Consider the following 15794-nt stretch of genomic DNA (forward strand, 5'->3'; position numbering starts at 1 on the left):
ACACTGCTATCCTGTGCCTGCAGCGATAACCCACCGCAACGAATACAAAAGACAGCGCTACTCTCTTCGGTAGCGCTTTTTCTCGTCATGCTTTTGGTGCACTTTTCAATCACAACCATCAAGGGGACGGCTAAAGCGCAGTGGGCCACCATCAGCCAGAGAGAGCCTCACCGACAGCATGCCGCCGTTGGGCAATTGCCACTCGAAGAAGTCATCAAATCCGGCAATCGTTACGGCGCGGATCACCTTGGCGACGACACCATGCGCCACCAGTAGTATCCGCTCCCCTTGCATGGTCGAAGCAAGTTCCGTGAGTCCCTGCGAGACTCGGGCAATCACCTCATCAATGGTTTCACCACCGGGAGGAGCTTCAGCCCAGCGCCGCGTGATATTGCGCGCCCACAGCTCGGGATAGCGTGTTCTCGCCTCTACCTGTGTTAGCCCTTCAAACAGGCCGACATCCCGCTCACGAAAGGCTGGCACAAGCTCCACTGACAATCCCAACTGGCGAGACAAGATGGCAGCGCTCTCCCTTGTTCGCAGCAGCGGGGACGCCAGCAGCCGATCGAACGGCTGCTGTGCCACAGCTACCTTCTCAGCCAGACAAGAGATCTGGCGCACGCCATCGTCATTGAGCCCGATATCCAGCGCGCCCTGATAACGCCCTTCCGCATTGGCCTGCGTCTCTGCATGGCGGATCACCACCAGTTCCATGGTGCACTCCTCTTTCCTACTATCTGCTTAGTGATTAAACCACATACGACTTCCCATTCAGATAACGAGACGACAATCCCCATTCATCTGCGCACCTTAACGATTCTTTAAAATCGAACAAGATTACCTCGCTCCCAGTGAAAATAATCTGCTGAACTACGCACACTCATCCGTAAACAAATAGATACATATGACTTTTACATCCAACATGTTCATTTCTCACTCCGTGAAATAAATAGCGAGCTGGGTGATACCATGAGTTGATAGATGGGAAGAATAAACACCCTCATCATAAATACGAGAAGGATAGCGTCATGGGTGTGCTCTGCGAACCCATCGTTTAGCAAAACATCACAAAACGTTTCTTGATATTACTAAGCCGCAAGGTTCAAACATTAAACCCAGCCATCAATAAATTTTGATATGGACCGTTTACGTCACTTTTAGCGGGAAATCAAAGTTGGCCGAAAAATACAGCTCCCCCTCCAGATTGATGGTTCTCTTTTTAATCACTACCACATATTATCCATACCATAAAAATATATAAAAAGGGGGCTAAGCCCCCCTCTCCTTATCAATAGATGGACTGTCTCTTTATTGGTTCGTCACCAACGCCCAGGGGCCACCTTTGGCGGGATCATCTCCCTGTGTCCACCATTTGGCCTGATAGACGGCTCCCTTGTAGCTCACCTTGCTGCCAGCGGTATAGACCTTGCTGGCTTCCCAGGCCGGGTTGCCACCGATGGGGGGTTCGCTCGGATCGACCGGCGGTGGAGTCAGTTTGTCCACGATACGCACTTTCGGCCAGTTGGCGTGGGAGCCGTAGAAGTTGGTCACGCACTTCTCGTAATCACCCGGCACCAGCGCAGAATAAGCGGTCTGAAAGCCCACCAGCTCGCACTCGAAGGAGTAACCGCCCGGGCGATCCGGATAGTATTTCCAGTTGCCATCCCAGTTGGTGTAGAGCACGTCGGTAGCGCCGTTAAGATTGAGGCTGCCATAGGGAGTCTGCTGCCAGCAGGTGTTCTTCTCATCCGCCTTTATCGGGATCTGGTAGTGGTTGGCCAGCCCTTCCCAGTAGCGGATGCGATTGACCGGCTGCCCCTTGTCCTTGTTCTGCTCGCCACACTCGATGCCGCCGTTGATGACGTTGATGGTGGTACCGAAGCCATAGCCGATACCGGCGTCAGCTTCCCGTTTGGAGGGTGCCCAGGTACGATCAATCACGTGCAGCATGGCCGGTTTCGGGGCCTGCGGGGTGAGGAAAAACCAGATGGCAGAAGCGAGGTTAAGCCAGGAGTCCGCCACCAGACCCGGGTTGTTGAGCAGCACGGAGGCATCGCCATCAAACATCGCCTCGGAGAAGGCACCGTAGTTGAAGTGGTAAGAAAGCTGCTTGGCGCCGCGGCCGAAGTACCCCTGACCCGTGCTGCAGGGCCACTTCTTGTTCTGCCAGTCGTTCTGGCCGCAGCCTGTGGTATAGCCGGTCTGTCCCTCTGACCAGCCCATCTCCCGCACATGCACCAGCGCCTGTTGCCACTCCTCCAGCCCCAGCGGGTTATCGGAAATATTGTCCTTGGAAATATGGCCCCCCGTCTCCTGAGAGAAGTGGGCAAAGGCGGTCACGATGGATTTTTTACAGATCGCATCAGAATCACGCCCGTCAGTATATTCGCCACAGAACGCAGGGAATTTACCGATGGCTCGCAAGAAGCGGACATAAGTATATTCCGGCGCTGCCATCTGGGTTAGATATTCCCATTCAGATTGGGGAAATACCCGTTCAACCCGTTTTACGTTGTCAGGATTGCTTGCCAGACCCGGTTCAATGGCATCAACGATTTTATTGGACCGAGTGGCCAATGCTTTGGCCCATATTGCATACATGGGATTGGCCGTCTTGGCTTTTTCCATGGCGGTCAGATCCGGGGCCGCAATCACATATCCTCCCTCATTTTGCGGATCGGGTTGAATATTCATGGCAGCACTCATTGCGGCATAGCTTGGCAATGCGCAGGCGGCAGCGATCAGCCAGGCACAACGCTTGGGTTTGAACATGTTTATCGTCCTTGTTTGAATTAATGCGTTCCAAGAGTAGGTGTTTCAACAACTAAATTCACGATGAGAATTAAGAAATAAGCAGAATTTGTGAGCCATTTCACCTTGTGATATTCAGTGCAGCTGAAACAAAGAAAAAGAACCCAAACGAAAACGACCCAGCGTGTTCTGTCGCCCATTTTTAGAACAGTTGAGGCGGCCAGGTGACCAGCCATACGGTCATTGTTCGTGATGAAAAAAATGGCTGACAGGCTCAACCTGTCAGCCATCATCAATGTTCAAGAAAAATGCTCAAAATAGCCGGATGTCAGGCACGCACGGCACGGATCAATATATTGCGCGGAGTCATGGGTTTGGCACAGAACTCCCCCACTTCGACCCGATAACCCTGCTCTTGCAAAAAGAGCGCGCGATCCAGCGCCAGCCAGATCTCGAGGGGACGGCGAAACAAATGACGCACCAGCTCCATGCGGGCGACATCACCAAAGCGGCGCTCCCCGTGTTCCAGCCAGGCGGAATAGTCGAGCCCAGCGGGCAGCATAATCGCTTTGCGTTCAGCAGCCCAAACGCAGAATGCCTCGAAGGTGCCGGTCAGCAGGCTCTTTTGCATATTGGGCACCGGCAGATACTCATCCACCCCGCGCACCTGACGCTGCAGGCAGTCAAACCCGAGCCGCCACAACACTTCCTGCTCCCGCAGGCGGGCGATCCGCGCACCGCCAGTCACCGTCTCCTGTAGCGGCAACTTGAGATCCGCCTTGCTCAACACCAGCTCGCTGGCATTGGCCGCGGCCGACAGCGGGCGATAGTGGCTGCTGCGGATCAGGTGGTAACAACAGGGAGAGATGGTCACGCCGCGGGCACCGCGCTCGGCCACCCGCTCCAGCAGATGGGTGTGCAGCTCGCCGCAGGCATGGAGTGCCATAGCGTGATGTTCGGGGGCGATCAGCGCCGCCGACTCGGGGGCAAAAGCATCGGCGCAGGTAAAGGTCATATTGGCGCCATCCCGCTCGGCCAGCAGCCGACCTTCGTCACAAAGCTGCCCTTGCAACTCCAGACTGAGGATCGGAGCCTGTCGATGAAGTGACACCAGCCGCCCAAGGTGGCCCTTACCGGCACACCACTCCAGATAGGGGCCCTGATGGGCAGGCAGACAGGCGGTGAACGACTCGATCTGAGCCTGCTTGCGCCCCGGCATATGCAGCGCCATCTCCTTGCTGCAAGTGATGGGCTCCGGGGTAAACGGGGCAAGCTGGCTGAGTTGCTGCAGCTCGGCGCCCTCGGCAATCCAGGGGGCAAGCAGACTGCTGAGGGCATCCATATCCGCATCGAGCTCTGCCAACTGGCCGAGCGTCAGCCCATTGAGCAACGCCGCCAGTTCGGGCGCCTCATCGGCAAAGGCCATGGTCAAATGATGATATGGCTGATATTGCCACCAGCGTCGGTAGCGGGTGAGCAGTCGATCCAGGTGTTGAAAACGTTGAGCCAGCACGAATGCCCCTGCCTTGCAGTCAAAAAGGAGGCTCATTCTAGCGATCCCGCTTCAAATTGCACTCTCAATACCAAACGATCAGCGCCGCGCAACAGCACAGCCAACCTTGTGAGCCAGGGCAGACCTGACAAAGTGCGGGGTTTTATGCTATATTCCGCCCCCTCTTTCACGCGCCCCGCCCAACGCGGGTCGCTTTACCACTAGCTATGGGACCAACAACATGACCATCAACGCCATTCTGCAAGCGCGCGCGGGCGCCAAGTGTGAACTGTGCAGCGCCGAGCAGGCGCTGACCGCCTTCGTGGTGCCTCACTCCCCCGCCAGCGACGATGATCACAGCGTTGCTATCTGTGACACCTGCCGTGGTCAGCTGGAACAACCGGATACCCTGGTGGTCAACCACTGGCGTTGCCTGAGTGACAGCATGTGGAGCCAGGTGCCTGCGGTGCAGGTGATGGCATGGCGCCAGCTGAAAGCTCTCTCCGGCAAGGGTGAAGTGTGGGCTCAGGATCTGCTGGACATGATGTACATGGAAGACGAAGCCAAGGCCTGGGCTGAAGCTGGTATTGCTGACGAAGATGACGACAGCGTACCGACCGTTGACTCCAACGGCGCCGTGCTGCAAGAGGGCGACTCCGTTACCCTGATCAAGGATCTGGACGTGAAAGGCGCCGGTTTTACCGCCAAGCGCGGCACCCTGGTCAAGGGCATCCGTCTGACCAACAACCCGCTCCATATTGAAGGCAAGGTCAACGGCGTGCAGATCGTTCTGGTTGCGGCCTACCTGAAAAAGGCCTAAAGCCAAGGGCGATTGCTCTGCTGTCTACTACCCAGAGCACAAGCACAACGAAAAAGGATGGCGTCACGCCATCCTTTTTTATGCCCGCTTGCCACAAACGGCCAACCTGAGCCCATAACAGGCCAGTCAAAGCAAAAAGGCGCATCCGGATGGATGCGCCTTGTTTACATGGCAGATGTCGTTAACCGGCAGCGGAAATGGTCACTCAGGAGGAGAGCTTGCCATCCAGCTCGGCAATCTTGGCCGACCAGTAGGCCGGGCCGGTTTCGTGGATGTTGTTACCCTCGGAGTCGACCGCTACGGTCACCGGCATATCTTCCACTTCAAACTCGTAGATCGCTTCCATGCCGAGATCGGCAAATGCCACCACGCGGGCTTTCTTGATCGCCTTGGCCACCAGATAGGCGGCGCCGCCGACCGCCATCAGATAGACGGCCTTGTGCTGCTTGATGCTCTCGACGGTTTTCGGGCCCCGCTCGGATTTGCCGATCATGCCGATAAGGCCGGTTTCACCCAGCATCATGTCGGTGAACTTGTCCATACGGGTGGAGGTGGTGGGGCCTGCCGGGCCGACCACTTCGTCGCGCACCGCATCGACCGGGCCAACGTAATAGATAAAGCGGTTGGTGAAATCGACCCCTTCCGGCAGCCCTTCACCACGGGCCAGCATGTCGGCGATACGCTTGTGGGCTGCATCGCGACCGGTAAGGATTTTGCCCGACAGCAGCACGGTATCACCGCTCTTCCAGCTGGCCAGTTCGGCCTTGGTGATGCCATCAACGTTGACGCGACGCACGTTGCCACCCGCTTCACGGGTGATCTCCGGCCAGTCGCTCAGTTTCGGCGGGGTCAGCTCGGCGGGCCCTGAACCATCCAGCTCGAAGTGAACGTGGCGGGTCGCGGCGCAGTTGGGGATCATCACCACCGGCTTGGAGGCGGCGTGAGTCGGCGCAGATTTCACCTTCACATCCAGCACGGTTGTGAGGCCGCCCAGACCCTGGGCACCGATCCCCAGCTTGTTGACCTTGTCGTAGAGCTCGACCCGCAGCTTCTCTTCGGTGGTTTGCGGGCCACGGGCGATCAGCTCCTGAATGTCGATGTGCTCCATCAGAGCCTCTTTGGCCAGCACCGCCGCTTTCTCGGCAGTACCACCGATGCCGATGCCCAGCATGCCGGGTGGGCACCAGCCTGCGCCCATGGTCGGCACGGTTTTCAGCACCCACTCGACGATATCGTCAGAGGGGTTGAGCATCACCATCTTGGATTTGTTCTCGGAGCCGCCGCCTTTGGCAGCGATGCTCACTTCCACCTTGTTGCCGGGGATCATGTCGATATGGACCACGGCAGGGGCGTTGTCTTTGGTGTTTTTGCGACTGCCGGCCGGATCGGCCAGCACGGAGGCGCGCAGCGGGTTGTCAGGATTGGTGTAGGCACGACGGGTCCCTTCGTCCACCATCTCCTGCACCGTCATGTCGCTGTCCCACTGGACTTGCATGCCAATCTTGACGAAACAGGTCACGATGCCGGTGTCCTGGCAGAGCGGACGATGACCTTCGGCGGACATGCGGGAGTTGATCAGGATCTGGGCCAGCGCATCTTTGGCGGCCGGGTTGGCCTCACGGTCATACGCCGCTTTGGCAGCCTGAACAAAATCCAACGGGTGGTAATAGGAGATGTACTGGAGGGCATCTGCGATAGAATCGATGAAATCCTGTTTTTTTATAATGCTCATATCATCCTCACTGGTCCTTGTCTCTGCCACGGAGCAGGGCAAGGGCTTCCATATGATGGGCCATGCTGACGTGCTGGCTAAAAACTATCAACCAGCAAAAAACGAACGACACGGCAGTTTTTTCTTAAGTCACCGACACCTATGATACGCTTGCCCACCAGCACCGACTAGGGTTCGGGAACCAAACTGTTGCCTGTGTAACATAAAATGACGCCAACACTTCATATCCATCATCTAGACCATAGTGCTGAACTCCATCAGCTTTTTGCCCGCCTGCAACATCAGCCGTGGGCTATGTTGCTGGAATCGGCGGGACCACTCGGCGCCGATAACAGCTTTGATATCATCACTGCCGATCCGCTGGCGACCCTCGAAACCCGCGGCCAGGTCACCACTCTCACCTGGCATGGTAAGAGCAGCGAACACAGCGAAGATCCCCTCGCTCTGCTGGCCCATACCCAACAACAGCTGCTGGGAGAGCTGGATCTGTGCGTCACTCGCCTTCCCTTTATTGGCGGCGCCCTCGGTCTGTTTGGCTATGATCTGGGCCGCCGCTTCGAACGGTTGCCGGTGCAGGCCACTGCCGATATCGCGGTGCCGGACATGGCGGTGGGCATTTATGACTGGGCGCTGCTGCGCAATGTAGCGACCGGCGACTGGCAGCTGGTGCACTGGGGGGATGAAGCAGGCCTTGCCAAGCGACTGGCCTGGCTTGAACATCAGCAGACCAAACCGGCCCCCGCTTTTTCCTTGCAGGGGTCGTGGCAGAGCAATATGAGCCGCGCCGAGTATGGCGAGAAGTTTGCCCGTATTCAGGAATATCTCGCCGCGGGAGATTGCTACCAGATCAACCTGACCCAGCGTTTCAGCGCCCCCTATCAGGGGGATGAGTGGCAGGCCTATTGCCTGCTGGCAACCGCCAACAAGGCCCCCTTCTCAGCCTTTATCCGCCTGCCGGACAGCGCGCTGCTGAGCCTCTCTCCCGAGCGGTTCCTGCTGCTTGATGGCCGCCATATCGAAACCAAACCCATCAAGGGCACTCGTCCGCGCCACCCTGATCCGGCCATCGATCGGCAAGTCGCGCTGGAGCTGGCGCAGGCGGACAAGGACAGATCAGAGAATCTGATGATCGTTGATCTGCTGCGCAACGACATCGGTCGGGTCAGCCGGCCGGGCTCGGTCAGCGTGCCTCATCTCTTTGCGGTGGAGTCGTTTCCAGCGGTACATCATCTGGTCTCCACTATCCATGGTGAGCTGGATGCACGCTGGCAAGGGGTTGATCTGCTGCGGGCTTGTTTCCCGGGTGGCTCCATCACCGGCGCCCCCAAGATCCGCGCTATGGAGATCATCGAAGAGCTTGAGCCCCAGCGCCGCAATGCCTATTGCGGCAGCATCGGCTATCTCAGTCAACATGGCCGGATGGATACCAGCATCTGCATTCGCACTTTGATCGCCGAAGCGGGCCGCCTGCACTGCTGGGCCGGTGGCGGCATCATCGCCGACTCCGACGCCGACAGCGAATATCAGGAGACTTATGACAAGGTCGCCCGCATCCTGCCGCCGCTGTCGGCGCTGTAACCCTCCCCACTGTCTGGCCAACGCACAGGAGAGCTCCCCGCCATGGATCGCCACGAACTGCTAACCCGCTTCCAGTTGCAGCGACCCGCCCCGGCCCATCGCCTCGCCATTGGCGGGCTCAGTCCGGCGGCGGTGTTGATCCCGGTGGTGATGCGCGATGAGGGGCTCAGCGTGTTATTGACCCGGCGCAGCCCCCGGCTGCGTCATCATGGGGGGCAGATCAGCTTCCCCGGCGGGCGACAGGATCCCGGTGACGAGAACCTGATTGCCACGGCGCTGCGGGAGACCGAAGAGGAGCTCGGCATTCCGGCCCGACTGATTGAAGTGATCGGCACCCTCAACCCGCTCAATACGGTGTCACGATTCGAGGTACTGCCGGTGCTGGGGCTGCTCGATGGCAACTATCCCCTCATCCTGAGTCCGGATGAGGTGGATCACGCCTTCGAAGTGCCGCTGACCCATCTGCTGGATCGGCGCAACCACATCCCCCTGACCCTTTCCAGAGGGGGGAAAGCTCATACCATCTACTGGATCCCTTGGCAACAGTACTTTATCTGGGGGGCTACCGCCAGCATGATCAACCAGCTAGCCCAGCATCTCGCAAAATAACAATTTACCTACATTAGGCTGAGCGAGATTTAATCATTAACACTAAAATAACGTGCCAATTGATAAACAATAATTGAATTTTTCTTGTTTTGATCACATTTCCATAAGAAAGTGCGGTTTTTCGTGCCGTAAAGATGAATTTGATCAACATTTTTGATTAGAAAAACCGTATCCTTGCGCCGACTTAATAAGAACCACACATTCGGGGTGAGATAGATGTCAAACACAGTCACTGGCACGCAGGGAGTTGCGGCGTCAACAGAGCAAGGGATCAGCTCTACTCAAACCACTCGTTGGGAAAAACGCGACTCTACCTGGGTCATCAGTCTGTTCGGGACCGCAGTTGGCGCGGGGATCCTGTTCCTGCCGATCAACGCGGGTATGGGCGGTTTCTGGCCGCTGGTCGTCATGGCGCTGCTGGTAGGTCCCATGACCTATCTGGCCCACCGTGGTCTGGCCCGCTTCGTGCTCTCCTCCAAAAAGCCAAACGCAGACATCACCGAAGTGGTGGAAGAGCACTTTGGCGTGGGTGCCGGTAAATTAATCACCCTGCTCTACTTCTTCGCCATCTACCCCATCGTGCTGATCTACGGCGTGGGCATCACCAACACCGTGGAAAGCTTCATGGTCAACCAACTGCAGATGAGTGCCCCGCCGCGCTGGATCCTCTCCATCGTGCTGATCATGGGCATGATGTCGGTGATGCTGGCCGGTGAAAAGCTGATGCTGAAAGTGACCGAGCTGCTGGTTTATCCGTTGATCGCCATTCTGGCCGGTATCTCTTTGTACCTGATCCCGGACTGGACCGGTGCCGCGCTGGAACAAGTGCCCTCTGCCAAGGATTTCGCCACTACCCTGTGGCTGACCATCCCGGTACTGGTCTTCTCCTTCAACCACAGCCCGGCCATCTCCAGCTTCTCTCTGGCCCAGCGCCGCGACCACGGTGATCAGGCTGTCGAGAAGGCCGATGCCATCCTCAAGCGTACCGCCATGGTGCTGCTGGGCTTCGTGATGTTCTTCGTCTTCTCCTGCGTCATGAGCCTGACACCGGCCCAGCTGGCAGAAGCCAAGGCCCAGAACATCGCCGTGCTCTCCTATCTGGCGAACCAGCATGCCAGCCCCATCATCTCCTACTTCGGTCCGTTGGTTGCGTTCGTAGCCATCGTATCCTCCTTCTTCGGCCACTATCTGGGTGCCCGTGAAGGTCTGAAAGGGATGATCGTGCAGAACATGCGCAAGTCCGGCAAAGAGCCGAACGCCAAGAAAGTCGAGATGTTCATTATCGCCTTCTTCATCCTGACCCTGTGGGGCACTGCCATTGCCAACCCTTCCATCCTGGGCATGATTGAATCCTTGGGCGGCCCGATCATCGCTACCATCCTGTTCATCATGCCGATGTACGCCATCAAGCGCGTACCGGCTATGGCGAAATATCAGGGCCATATCAGCAACGTCTTCGTTGCAACCATGGGCATGATCGCCATCTCCGCCATCCTCTATCAGCTGTTCGGTTAATCCCCTACCTGCCGCTGATAGCAAAAAGCCAGCCGAACACTCGGCTGGCTTTTTTTATTGCGTTGTCCCGTCCTGAATAGTCTTGCCACTCATCACGCAGTTATTGCAGCCACAGCACCTGAACTCACACAACAACCAAGGAAACAACCCTTATCCGGCAACCACATCATGATGTTTCAGGGCTTCGCACCGAACCTCGACCAACAAAAATGCCAGTCGGGTAAGCGACTGGCATCTCTTGATAAACACGCACTATCTCTGGCTGATTAGAGTGGTTGCGCTTCCAACAGGAACGGCGTGATACCGGTGATTTCCGGAATACCGAGCACCAGGGTGTCTTTCTGACCATTGCTACCCGGTTTCATGGTCAGATATGCAGTGACACTGGCGTTGCGATCGGCAAATTCGCGCATCCTTTTTTCCCAGAGCCCCTCATAAATTTTTCCCTCTTTGATATCAGCAGGCCCTGTCAAGGTATTGAAACTGCATGACCGATTGTTCCAACCAGTCAACGTCAGCTTGTTCAAACCTTGAGTGTTGGCCTCTGTCTCACCGCTTACAGAACACCCTTCTTTAAACAGGATGGTCAGCTTGATCCCCAAACCATTGTTGCTGCGCTCGGTTTTGAAATCTTGAAACAGTGCACTCTCCCCAAGGTTGTACCAGGAGTCCGCGTTGATAGGCGCAGTGACCATCGGCTGCAATGCCACTTGGCCGCCCCAATTCTGAATAGTGAGTGCAGAATCGATTTTGGCTTTGACGGGTCGATAATCGAGTACCCAGAGTGACTGGCTGCTTCCCGCCGTATCTGGCACAGACGCCACCTTGACCAACCCATCGACATTGGTATTGGACTTTTGCTCAGCCGAGTCGAAGGTACTGGGTTGGCTTTTGTTCACCAGCAACGACAACGTCAGTGGGTAACCCTCACCTTTATTCAGAGAAGAGAAGCCTTGAGGGAAGGTATAAGTGCTGACTGTGGCACTTCTTTTCTCAGCAATGTTCATCGCCCAACCCGTGCCCTCTGTGGACGCCGGATAGACAAGACCGACCGCACGATAACTGTCGTTGACCGGACGGTTGATTAACTGCCCCTGAGCGTCCATCAGGACGGGGAGATAGACGCCAGCCACCGGCAGCGCCCTCGGTTGCGGCTCCGGTGGCGTGGTACCACCACCACCACCACTATCTCCGCCACCACCACCGCAACCAACCAAACCTAATGCACCAATAATTGCCCACGAAAGCGTAGTTTTTTTCATTATTTAATCTCGTTTTTTAGCCTGAACCTTATTATTCCGCAGCTATTTTAACGGGGCAGCACCCGCACTGTCTGTCGGCTATTTGTAACCAAACATTTCATCAAAATGAATGTTTTCTTGCGCACTCCTCTCCTCAACACATTTAGGCCCGCTGATATAAAAAGCCCCTCACAGAGAGGGGCTGAATCGAAAAATCGAGCTACCGGCTCACGCCTCGCTGCTGGGCAGCGCGGAAGGTTCCAGCAGGGTTTCATCTTCGGCCATGCAAGCAGCGGCGGTGAACAGCACGTCGGTGGAGCTGTTCAGCGCCGTCTCGGCAGAATCCTGCAGCACGCCGATGATAAAGCCGACTGCTACCACCTGCATGGCGATGTCATTGCTGATGCCAAACAGGCTACAGGCCAGCGGGATCAGCAGCAAGGAGCCGCCCGCCACACCGGAAGCGCCACAGGCACTGATGGTGGCAACCACGGAGAGCAGCACGGCTGTTGCCATGTCCACTTCCATCCCCAGGGTATGTACCGCCGCCATGGCCAGCACAGTGATGGTGATGGCCGCACCCGCCATGTTGATGGTGGCACCCAGCGGGATGGAGACAGCGTAGGTATCTTTGGGCAGGCGCAGTTTTTCACACAGCGCCATGTTGACCGGGATGTTGGCGGCAGAGCTGCGGGTAAAGAAGGCGGTCACGCCGCTCTCTTTGAGGCAAGTCAGCACCAGCGGATAGGGGTTGCGCTTGATCTTCCAAAAGACGATCAACGGGTTGACCACGAAGGCGATAAACAGCATGCAGCCGATCAGCACCACCAGCAGTTGGGCATAGCCAAACAGGGCGTCAAAGCCGGTCTCTGCCAGAGTGGAAGCAACCAGACCCAGGATCCCGAGCGGGGCACAGCGGATCACCGCTTTCACGATGGCGGAGACACCGTGAGACAGGTCAGTGATCAGCGCCTTGGTGCTCTCGTTGGCATGGCGCATGGCGATACCCAGACCGATGGCCCACGCCAGGATCCCGATATAGTTGGCATCCATCAGCGCCTTGACCGGGTTGGTCACCACGTTGAACAGCAGGGTCTGCAGCACCTCGGTGATCCCGCCTGGCGGGGTGATCTCGGCAGTATTGGCCACCAGATGGAGGTTGGAGGGGAACAGGAAGCTGGCAATCACCGCGACCACGGCCGCAGAGAAGGTACCAAACAGATAGAGCAGCAGGATCGGTCGCATATTGGTCTTCTGACCCTGCTTGTGACCAATGATGGCCGCCATCACCAGTACGAATACCAGCAGCGGAGCTACCGCTTTCAGTGCACCAACGAACAGACTGCCGAGCAGACCTGCCGTTTTCGCCCACTCGGGGGCAAACAGTGCCAGCAAGATACCGAATACCAGACCAACCAGGATCTGGCTGACCAGACTGGTGCTATTGACCAGCCGAAGGAGGGGGTGTTGTTGTGTCATCAAAAAAGTCCCTAAGCACCGTAGTGCATGAATCATGAGTCCTGTCTGCAACCACTCATCGGGAGACCCCTGTCGCCCGGATGTGGTGTCTGTGGCCAGCCTTCTGTCGGGCCGATCCGCCAGTCACCGGATTGCATGACGGAATATCCCATTCGCCATCTTTTTTTTCCAGAGACTCACCAAAAAATATCCCGTTTCCATCACAAAAAACCGCAACAAAACCTTAACCACAGCGCAACCACCCATTTTTGTACGTTTTATCGACACTCTCTGCCCTTACCCTCACGACCATTCCTGTGCCACCCGTGACCGTGTCGCTGTGCTATCATCACCCATTTGCCGCGGAGCCTTGCCATGATCCCATCCCTGCTCAACCAATATTTTGGTTTCTCCGCTCTCAGGTCAGGTCAGGAGGCGGTGATCAGCCGGGTACTGGCAGGTCAGAGTGCCGCCGCCATCTTTCCCACCGGCGCCGGCAAGTCGCTCTGTTATCAACTGCCTGCCCTCGCCCTGCCTCACCTGACCCTGGTGATCTCGCCGCTGCTGGCGCTGATGCACGATCAGCTCACCTTCCTCAAAAGCAAGGGAATAAGCGCCGCCACCCTCGACTCAAGCCAGAGCCCGGAGGAGAGCCGACGAGTGATGCAGCAGGCGCTGGATGGCCAACTCAAGATCCTGATGATTTCGGTAGAACGGCTCAAGAACGAGCGTTTTCGCCGCTTTATCCAGCAAGTGCCCCTATCACTGCTGGTGGTTGATGAGGCGCACTGTATCTCGGAGTGGGGTCACAACTTTCGCCCCGACTACCTCAAGCTGCCGAGCTATCGCCATGACCTGAAGATCCCGCAGGTATTGCTGCTGACCGCTACCGCCACGCCGGCGGTGATTCAGGATATGCAGACCAAATTCGGCATCGCGCCGGAGGGGGTCGTGGTCACCGGTTTCTATCGCCCCAATCTTGATCTGGCAGTCATTCCCCGGTCGCCCGATGCGCGGGATAGCTGGCTCGCGCAGGAGTTGGCCAACGATCCAAGGGCCCCCACCATCGTCTACGTCACCTTGCAACACACCGCCGAAGCCTGCGCCGAGCAACTCATTAGAGAAGGGATCAACGCCCGCGCCTATCATGCCGGACTCGACTCGGCGCTGCGCAGTCAGATCCAGCACGACTTCATGGCGGGCAAGGTGGATTGCATCGTCGCCACCATCGCCTTTGGCATGGGGATCGACAAAGCAGATATCCGGCGGGTCATTCACTACGATCTGCCCAAATCCATCGAGAACTACAGCCAGGAAATTGGCCGCGCCGGACGGGATGGCCAGCCATCGCGCTGTATTGTGCTGGCCAACCAGAGCCAGCTGCCGGTGCTGGAGAACTTCGTCTACGGCGATACGCCGGATTTGAGTGCCATCCTCCAGCTCCTTGCCATCATCAAGCAGAGCGGGAGCGAGTGGGAATTCACCCTGCTGCGTCTCTCCAACGACACCAATATCCGCCAGTTGCCCCTTAAAACCTTGCTGGTCTATCTGGAGATGGCAGGCATCATCACCCCGGCCTACAGCTACTACGCCGACTATCGCTTCAAGTTTGTGCTGGATAAAGACGAGATTGTGAGTCGCTTCAATCCGGATCGTCGCCAGTTTCTAGAGCAACTGTTCGCCTGCGCCCCGCAAGCCCGCAGCTGGTGCACCATGGACTTTGACGCCCTCTGGCAGGGCTATCAGGGAGAGCGACAGCGGGCGGTTGCGGCGCTCGACTACCTGCAGCAGCAAGGCTGGATCGAGCTTGAAAGCAAACAGATGACCGAGGTCTACCGGATCACCCGTCAGGGGTGGGACAACGAGCAGGAAGCAAAAGCCCTGCACGCCCTGTTCCTGCAAAAAGAGCAGAGCGAGCTGGCAAGACTGCAAGCCATGCTCGACTTTTTCACCTCAAGTGAGTGCCTGAGCCACCGCCTCGCCCGCTATTTTGCCGATGAGGTGGCGCCGGTTCATTGTGGCCACTGTTCGGTTTGTCGCGGCGAGGTGGCGCATCTCCCGCCCCTGCCCTCACTGACCATGCCAAACGAGGCGGGGATCCGCGCCTGGTGCGATCCGCTGATTGCCAAGACCGGTTCCGTGGATGCGCGTGTTTTGGCCCGTTTCCTGTGCGGTATAGCCACACCGCTGACCAGCCGGGTCAAGGCCAAATCGCTGGCGGGCGCAGGCCAGTTGGCCGCCCACCCGTTTGCCCGCGTCCTGGCGGCAGTGCAACAAGCCTACCCTTGCTAGATGAGTGCTGGCGGCGTCAATCGCCACCAGCAGAAACAAGCGTTTACAGACGTAGAAAAAGAAGACCCTCGCGGTTGCGAGGGTCAAGCCAACGGAAACGTGCTTAAACAGAGCTTGGTGAGGCAACAGTCAACTCTCTTGCTAAAGCATCTTGCTGCTCACACATCGCCAATCTAGGGCACTCAAAATGTAGCGTCAATGTAAAAATTAGAGCCAAAACTCCAAATAAAGTGATTTACGTTGACGTTCACGTAATAACATTCTCATCCATAACCCCGCCAACCCGCAGCCCCATTGCCTTTCGTC

General features: G+C 57.1%; 11 protein-coding genes. 5 read left to right on the forward strand and 6 right to left on the reverse strand.

What is annotated here, in order from left to right:
* Positions 1–105: 105 nt before the first annotated feature.
* The 3 genes from ACTG27_RS06490 to ACTG27_RS06500 all read right to left on the reverse strand — a co-directional run bounded on the left by ACTG27_RS06490 (position 106) and on the right by ACTG27_RS06500 (position 4300).
* The gene (locus ACTG27_RS06490; protein ID WP_335818946.1) at positions 106–714 is read right to left on the reverse strand and encodes a histidine phosphatase family protein; all 609 of its coding nucleotides are present in this window, start codon (positions 712–714) and stop codon (positions 106–108) included.
* 594 nt (positions 715–1308) lie between these two features.
* On the reverse strand, positions 1309–2772 hold the full coding sequence (locus ACTG27_RS06495; RefSeq protein WP_439979335.1) for a chitinase: 1464 nt from the start codon (positions 2770–2772) through the stop codon (positions 1309–1311).
* A 307-nt stretch (positions 2773–3079) separates the two neighbouring features.
* Complete coding sequence (locus ACTG27_RS06500) at positions 3080–4300, reverse strand: methyltransferase (protein WP_110303068.1); 1221 nt, start codon at positions 4298–4300, stop codon at positions 3080–3082.
* 184 nt (positions 4301–4484) lie between these two features.
* Between ACTG27_RS06500 and ACTG27_RS06505 the strand changes: the two genes are divergently transcribed.
* Positions 4485–5063 carry a PhnA domain-containing protein gene (locus ACTG27_RS06505; protein ID WP_005333203.1) on the forward strand — a complete coding sequence of 193 codons (579 nt, stop codon included), beginning with the start codon at positions 4485–4487 and terminating at the stop codon, positions 5061–5063.
* A gap of 205 nt (positions 5064–5268) precedes the next feature.
* Here the strand turns inward: ACTG27_RS06505 and ACTG27_RS06510 are convergent, their stop codons facing one another.
* Positions 5269–6795, reverse strand: a complete 1527-nt coding sequence (locus tag ACTG27_RS06510; protein WP_005345328.1) for a fumarate hydratase — start codon at positions 6793–6795, stop codon at positions 5269–5271.
* 294 nt (positions 6796–7089) lie between these two features.
* Here ACTG27_RS06510 and pabB point away from each other — a divergent pair, with 294 nt between their 5' ends.
* The 3 genes from pabB to ACTG27_RS06525 all read left to right on the forward strand — a co-directional run bounded on the left by pabB (position 7090) and on the right by ACTG27_RS06525 (position 10497).
* Positions 7090–8373 (forward strand): aminodeoxychorismate synthase component I, encoded by a 1284-nt coding sequence (gene pabB / locus ACTG27_RS06515; RefSeq protein WP_439979336.1) that lies wholly within the window; start codon positions 7090–7092, stop codon positions 8371–8373.
* Between the two features lie 42 nt (positions 8374–8415).
* Complete coding sequence (locus ACTG27_RS06520) at positions 8416–8982, forward strand: CoA pyrophosphatase (protein ID WP_439979337.1); 567 nt, start codon at positions 8416–8418, stop codon at positions 8980–8982.
* Positions 8983–9198: 216 nt separating this feature from the next.
* On the forward strand, positions 9199–10497 hold the full coding sequence (locus tag ACTG27_RS06525) for a serine/threonine transporter (protein ID WP_439979338.1): 1299 nt from the start codon (positions 9199–9201) through the stop codon (positions 10495–10497).
* A gap of 266 nt (positions 10498–10763) precedes the next feature.
* On the opposite strand, the gene ACTG27_RS06530 is transcribed toward ACTG27_RS06525, so the two are convergent.
* Together ACTG27_RS06530 and sstT are read right to left on the reverse strand one after the other, a co-directional pair.
* Positions 10764–11759, reverse strand: a complete 996-nt coding sequence (locus tag ACTG27_RS06530) for a hypothetical protein (protein WP_335818952.1) — start codon at positions 11757–11759, stop codon at positions 10764–10766.
* Positions 11760–11966: 207 nt separating this feature from the next.
* On the reverse strand, positions 11967–13217 hold the full coding sequence (gene sstT / locus ACTG27_RS06535; RefSeq protein ID WP_346201622.1) for a serine/threonine transporter SstT: 1251 nt from the start codon (positions 13215–13217) through the stop codon (positions 11967–11969).
* A gap of 354 nt (positions 13218–13571) precedes the next feature.
* On the opposite strand from sstT, the gene ACTG27_RS06540 reads away from it, so the two are divergent.
* On the forward strand, positions 13572–15488 hold the full coding sequence (locus tag ACTG27_RS06540) for a RecQ family ATP-dependent DNA helicase (RefSeq protein ID WP_236267410.1): 1917 nt from the start codon (positions 13572–13574) through the stop codon (positions 15486–15488).
* Positions 15489–15794: the final 306 nt, after the last annotated feature.

Source organism: Aeromonas sp. 97A, assembly GCF_051919185.1.
GTDB lineage: Bacteria > Pseudomonadota > Gammaproteobacteria > Enterobacterales > Aeromonadaceae > Aeromonas > Aeromonas veronii.

What these genes read in the sequence shown, in the direction of transcription:
- ACTG27_RS06525 (WP_439979338.1), top strand. Translation starts at nt 9,199, where the DNA reads ATGTCAAACACAGTCACTGGCACGCAGGGAGTTGCGGCGTCAACAGAG.
- sstT (WP_346201622.1), bottom strand. Translation starts at nt 13,217, where the DNA reads ATGACACAACAACACCCCCTCCTTCGGCTGGTCAATAGCACCAGTCTG.
- ACTG27_RS06520 (WP_439979337.1), top strand. Translation starts at nt 8,416, where the DNA reads ATGGATCGCCACGAACTGCTAACCCGCTTCCAGTTGCAGCGACCCGCC.
- ACTG27_RS06495 (WP_439979335.1), bottom strand. Translation starts at nt 2,772, where the DNA reads ATGTTCAAACCCAAGCGTTGTGCCTGGCTGATCGCTGCCGCCTGCGCA.
- ACTG27_RS06490 (WP_335818946.1), bottom strand. Translation starts at nt 714, where the DNA reads ATGGAACTGGTGGTGATCCGCCATGCAGAGACGCAGGCCAATGCGGAA.
- ACTG27_RS06505 (WP_005333203.1), top strand. Translation starts at nt 4,485, where the DNA reads ATGACCATCAACGCCATTCTGCAAGCGCGCGCGGGCGCCAAGTGTGAA.
- ACTG27_RS06500 (WP_110303068.1), bottom strand. Translation starts at nt 4,300, where the DNA reads ATGAGCCTCCTTTTTGACTGCAAGGCAGGGGCATTCGTGCTGGCTCAA.
- pabB (WP_439979336.1), top strand. Translation starts at nt 7,090, where the DNA reads ATGTTGCTGGAATCGGCGGGACCACTCGGCGCCGATAACAGCTTTGAT.
- ACTG27_RS06540 (WP_236267410.1), top strand. Translation starts at nt 13,572, where the DNA reads ATGATCCCATCCCTGCTCAACCAATATTTTGGTTTCTCCGCTCTCAGG.
- ACTG27_RS06510 (WP_005345328.1), bottom strand. Translation starts at nt 6,795, where the DNA reads ATGAGCATTATAAAAAAACAGGATTTCATCGATTCTATCGCAGATGCC.
- ACTG27_RS06530 (WP_335818952.1), bottom strand. Translation starts at nt 11,759, where the DNA reads ATGAAAAAAACTACGCTTTCGTGGGCAATTATTGGTGCATTAGGTTTG.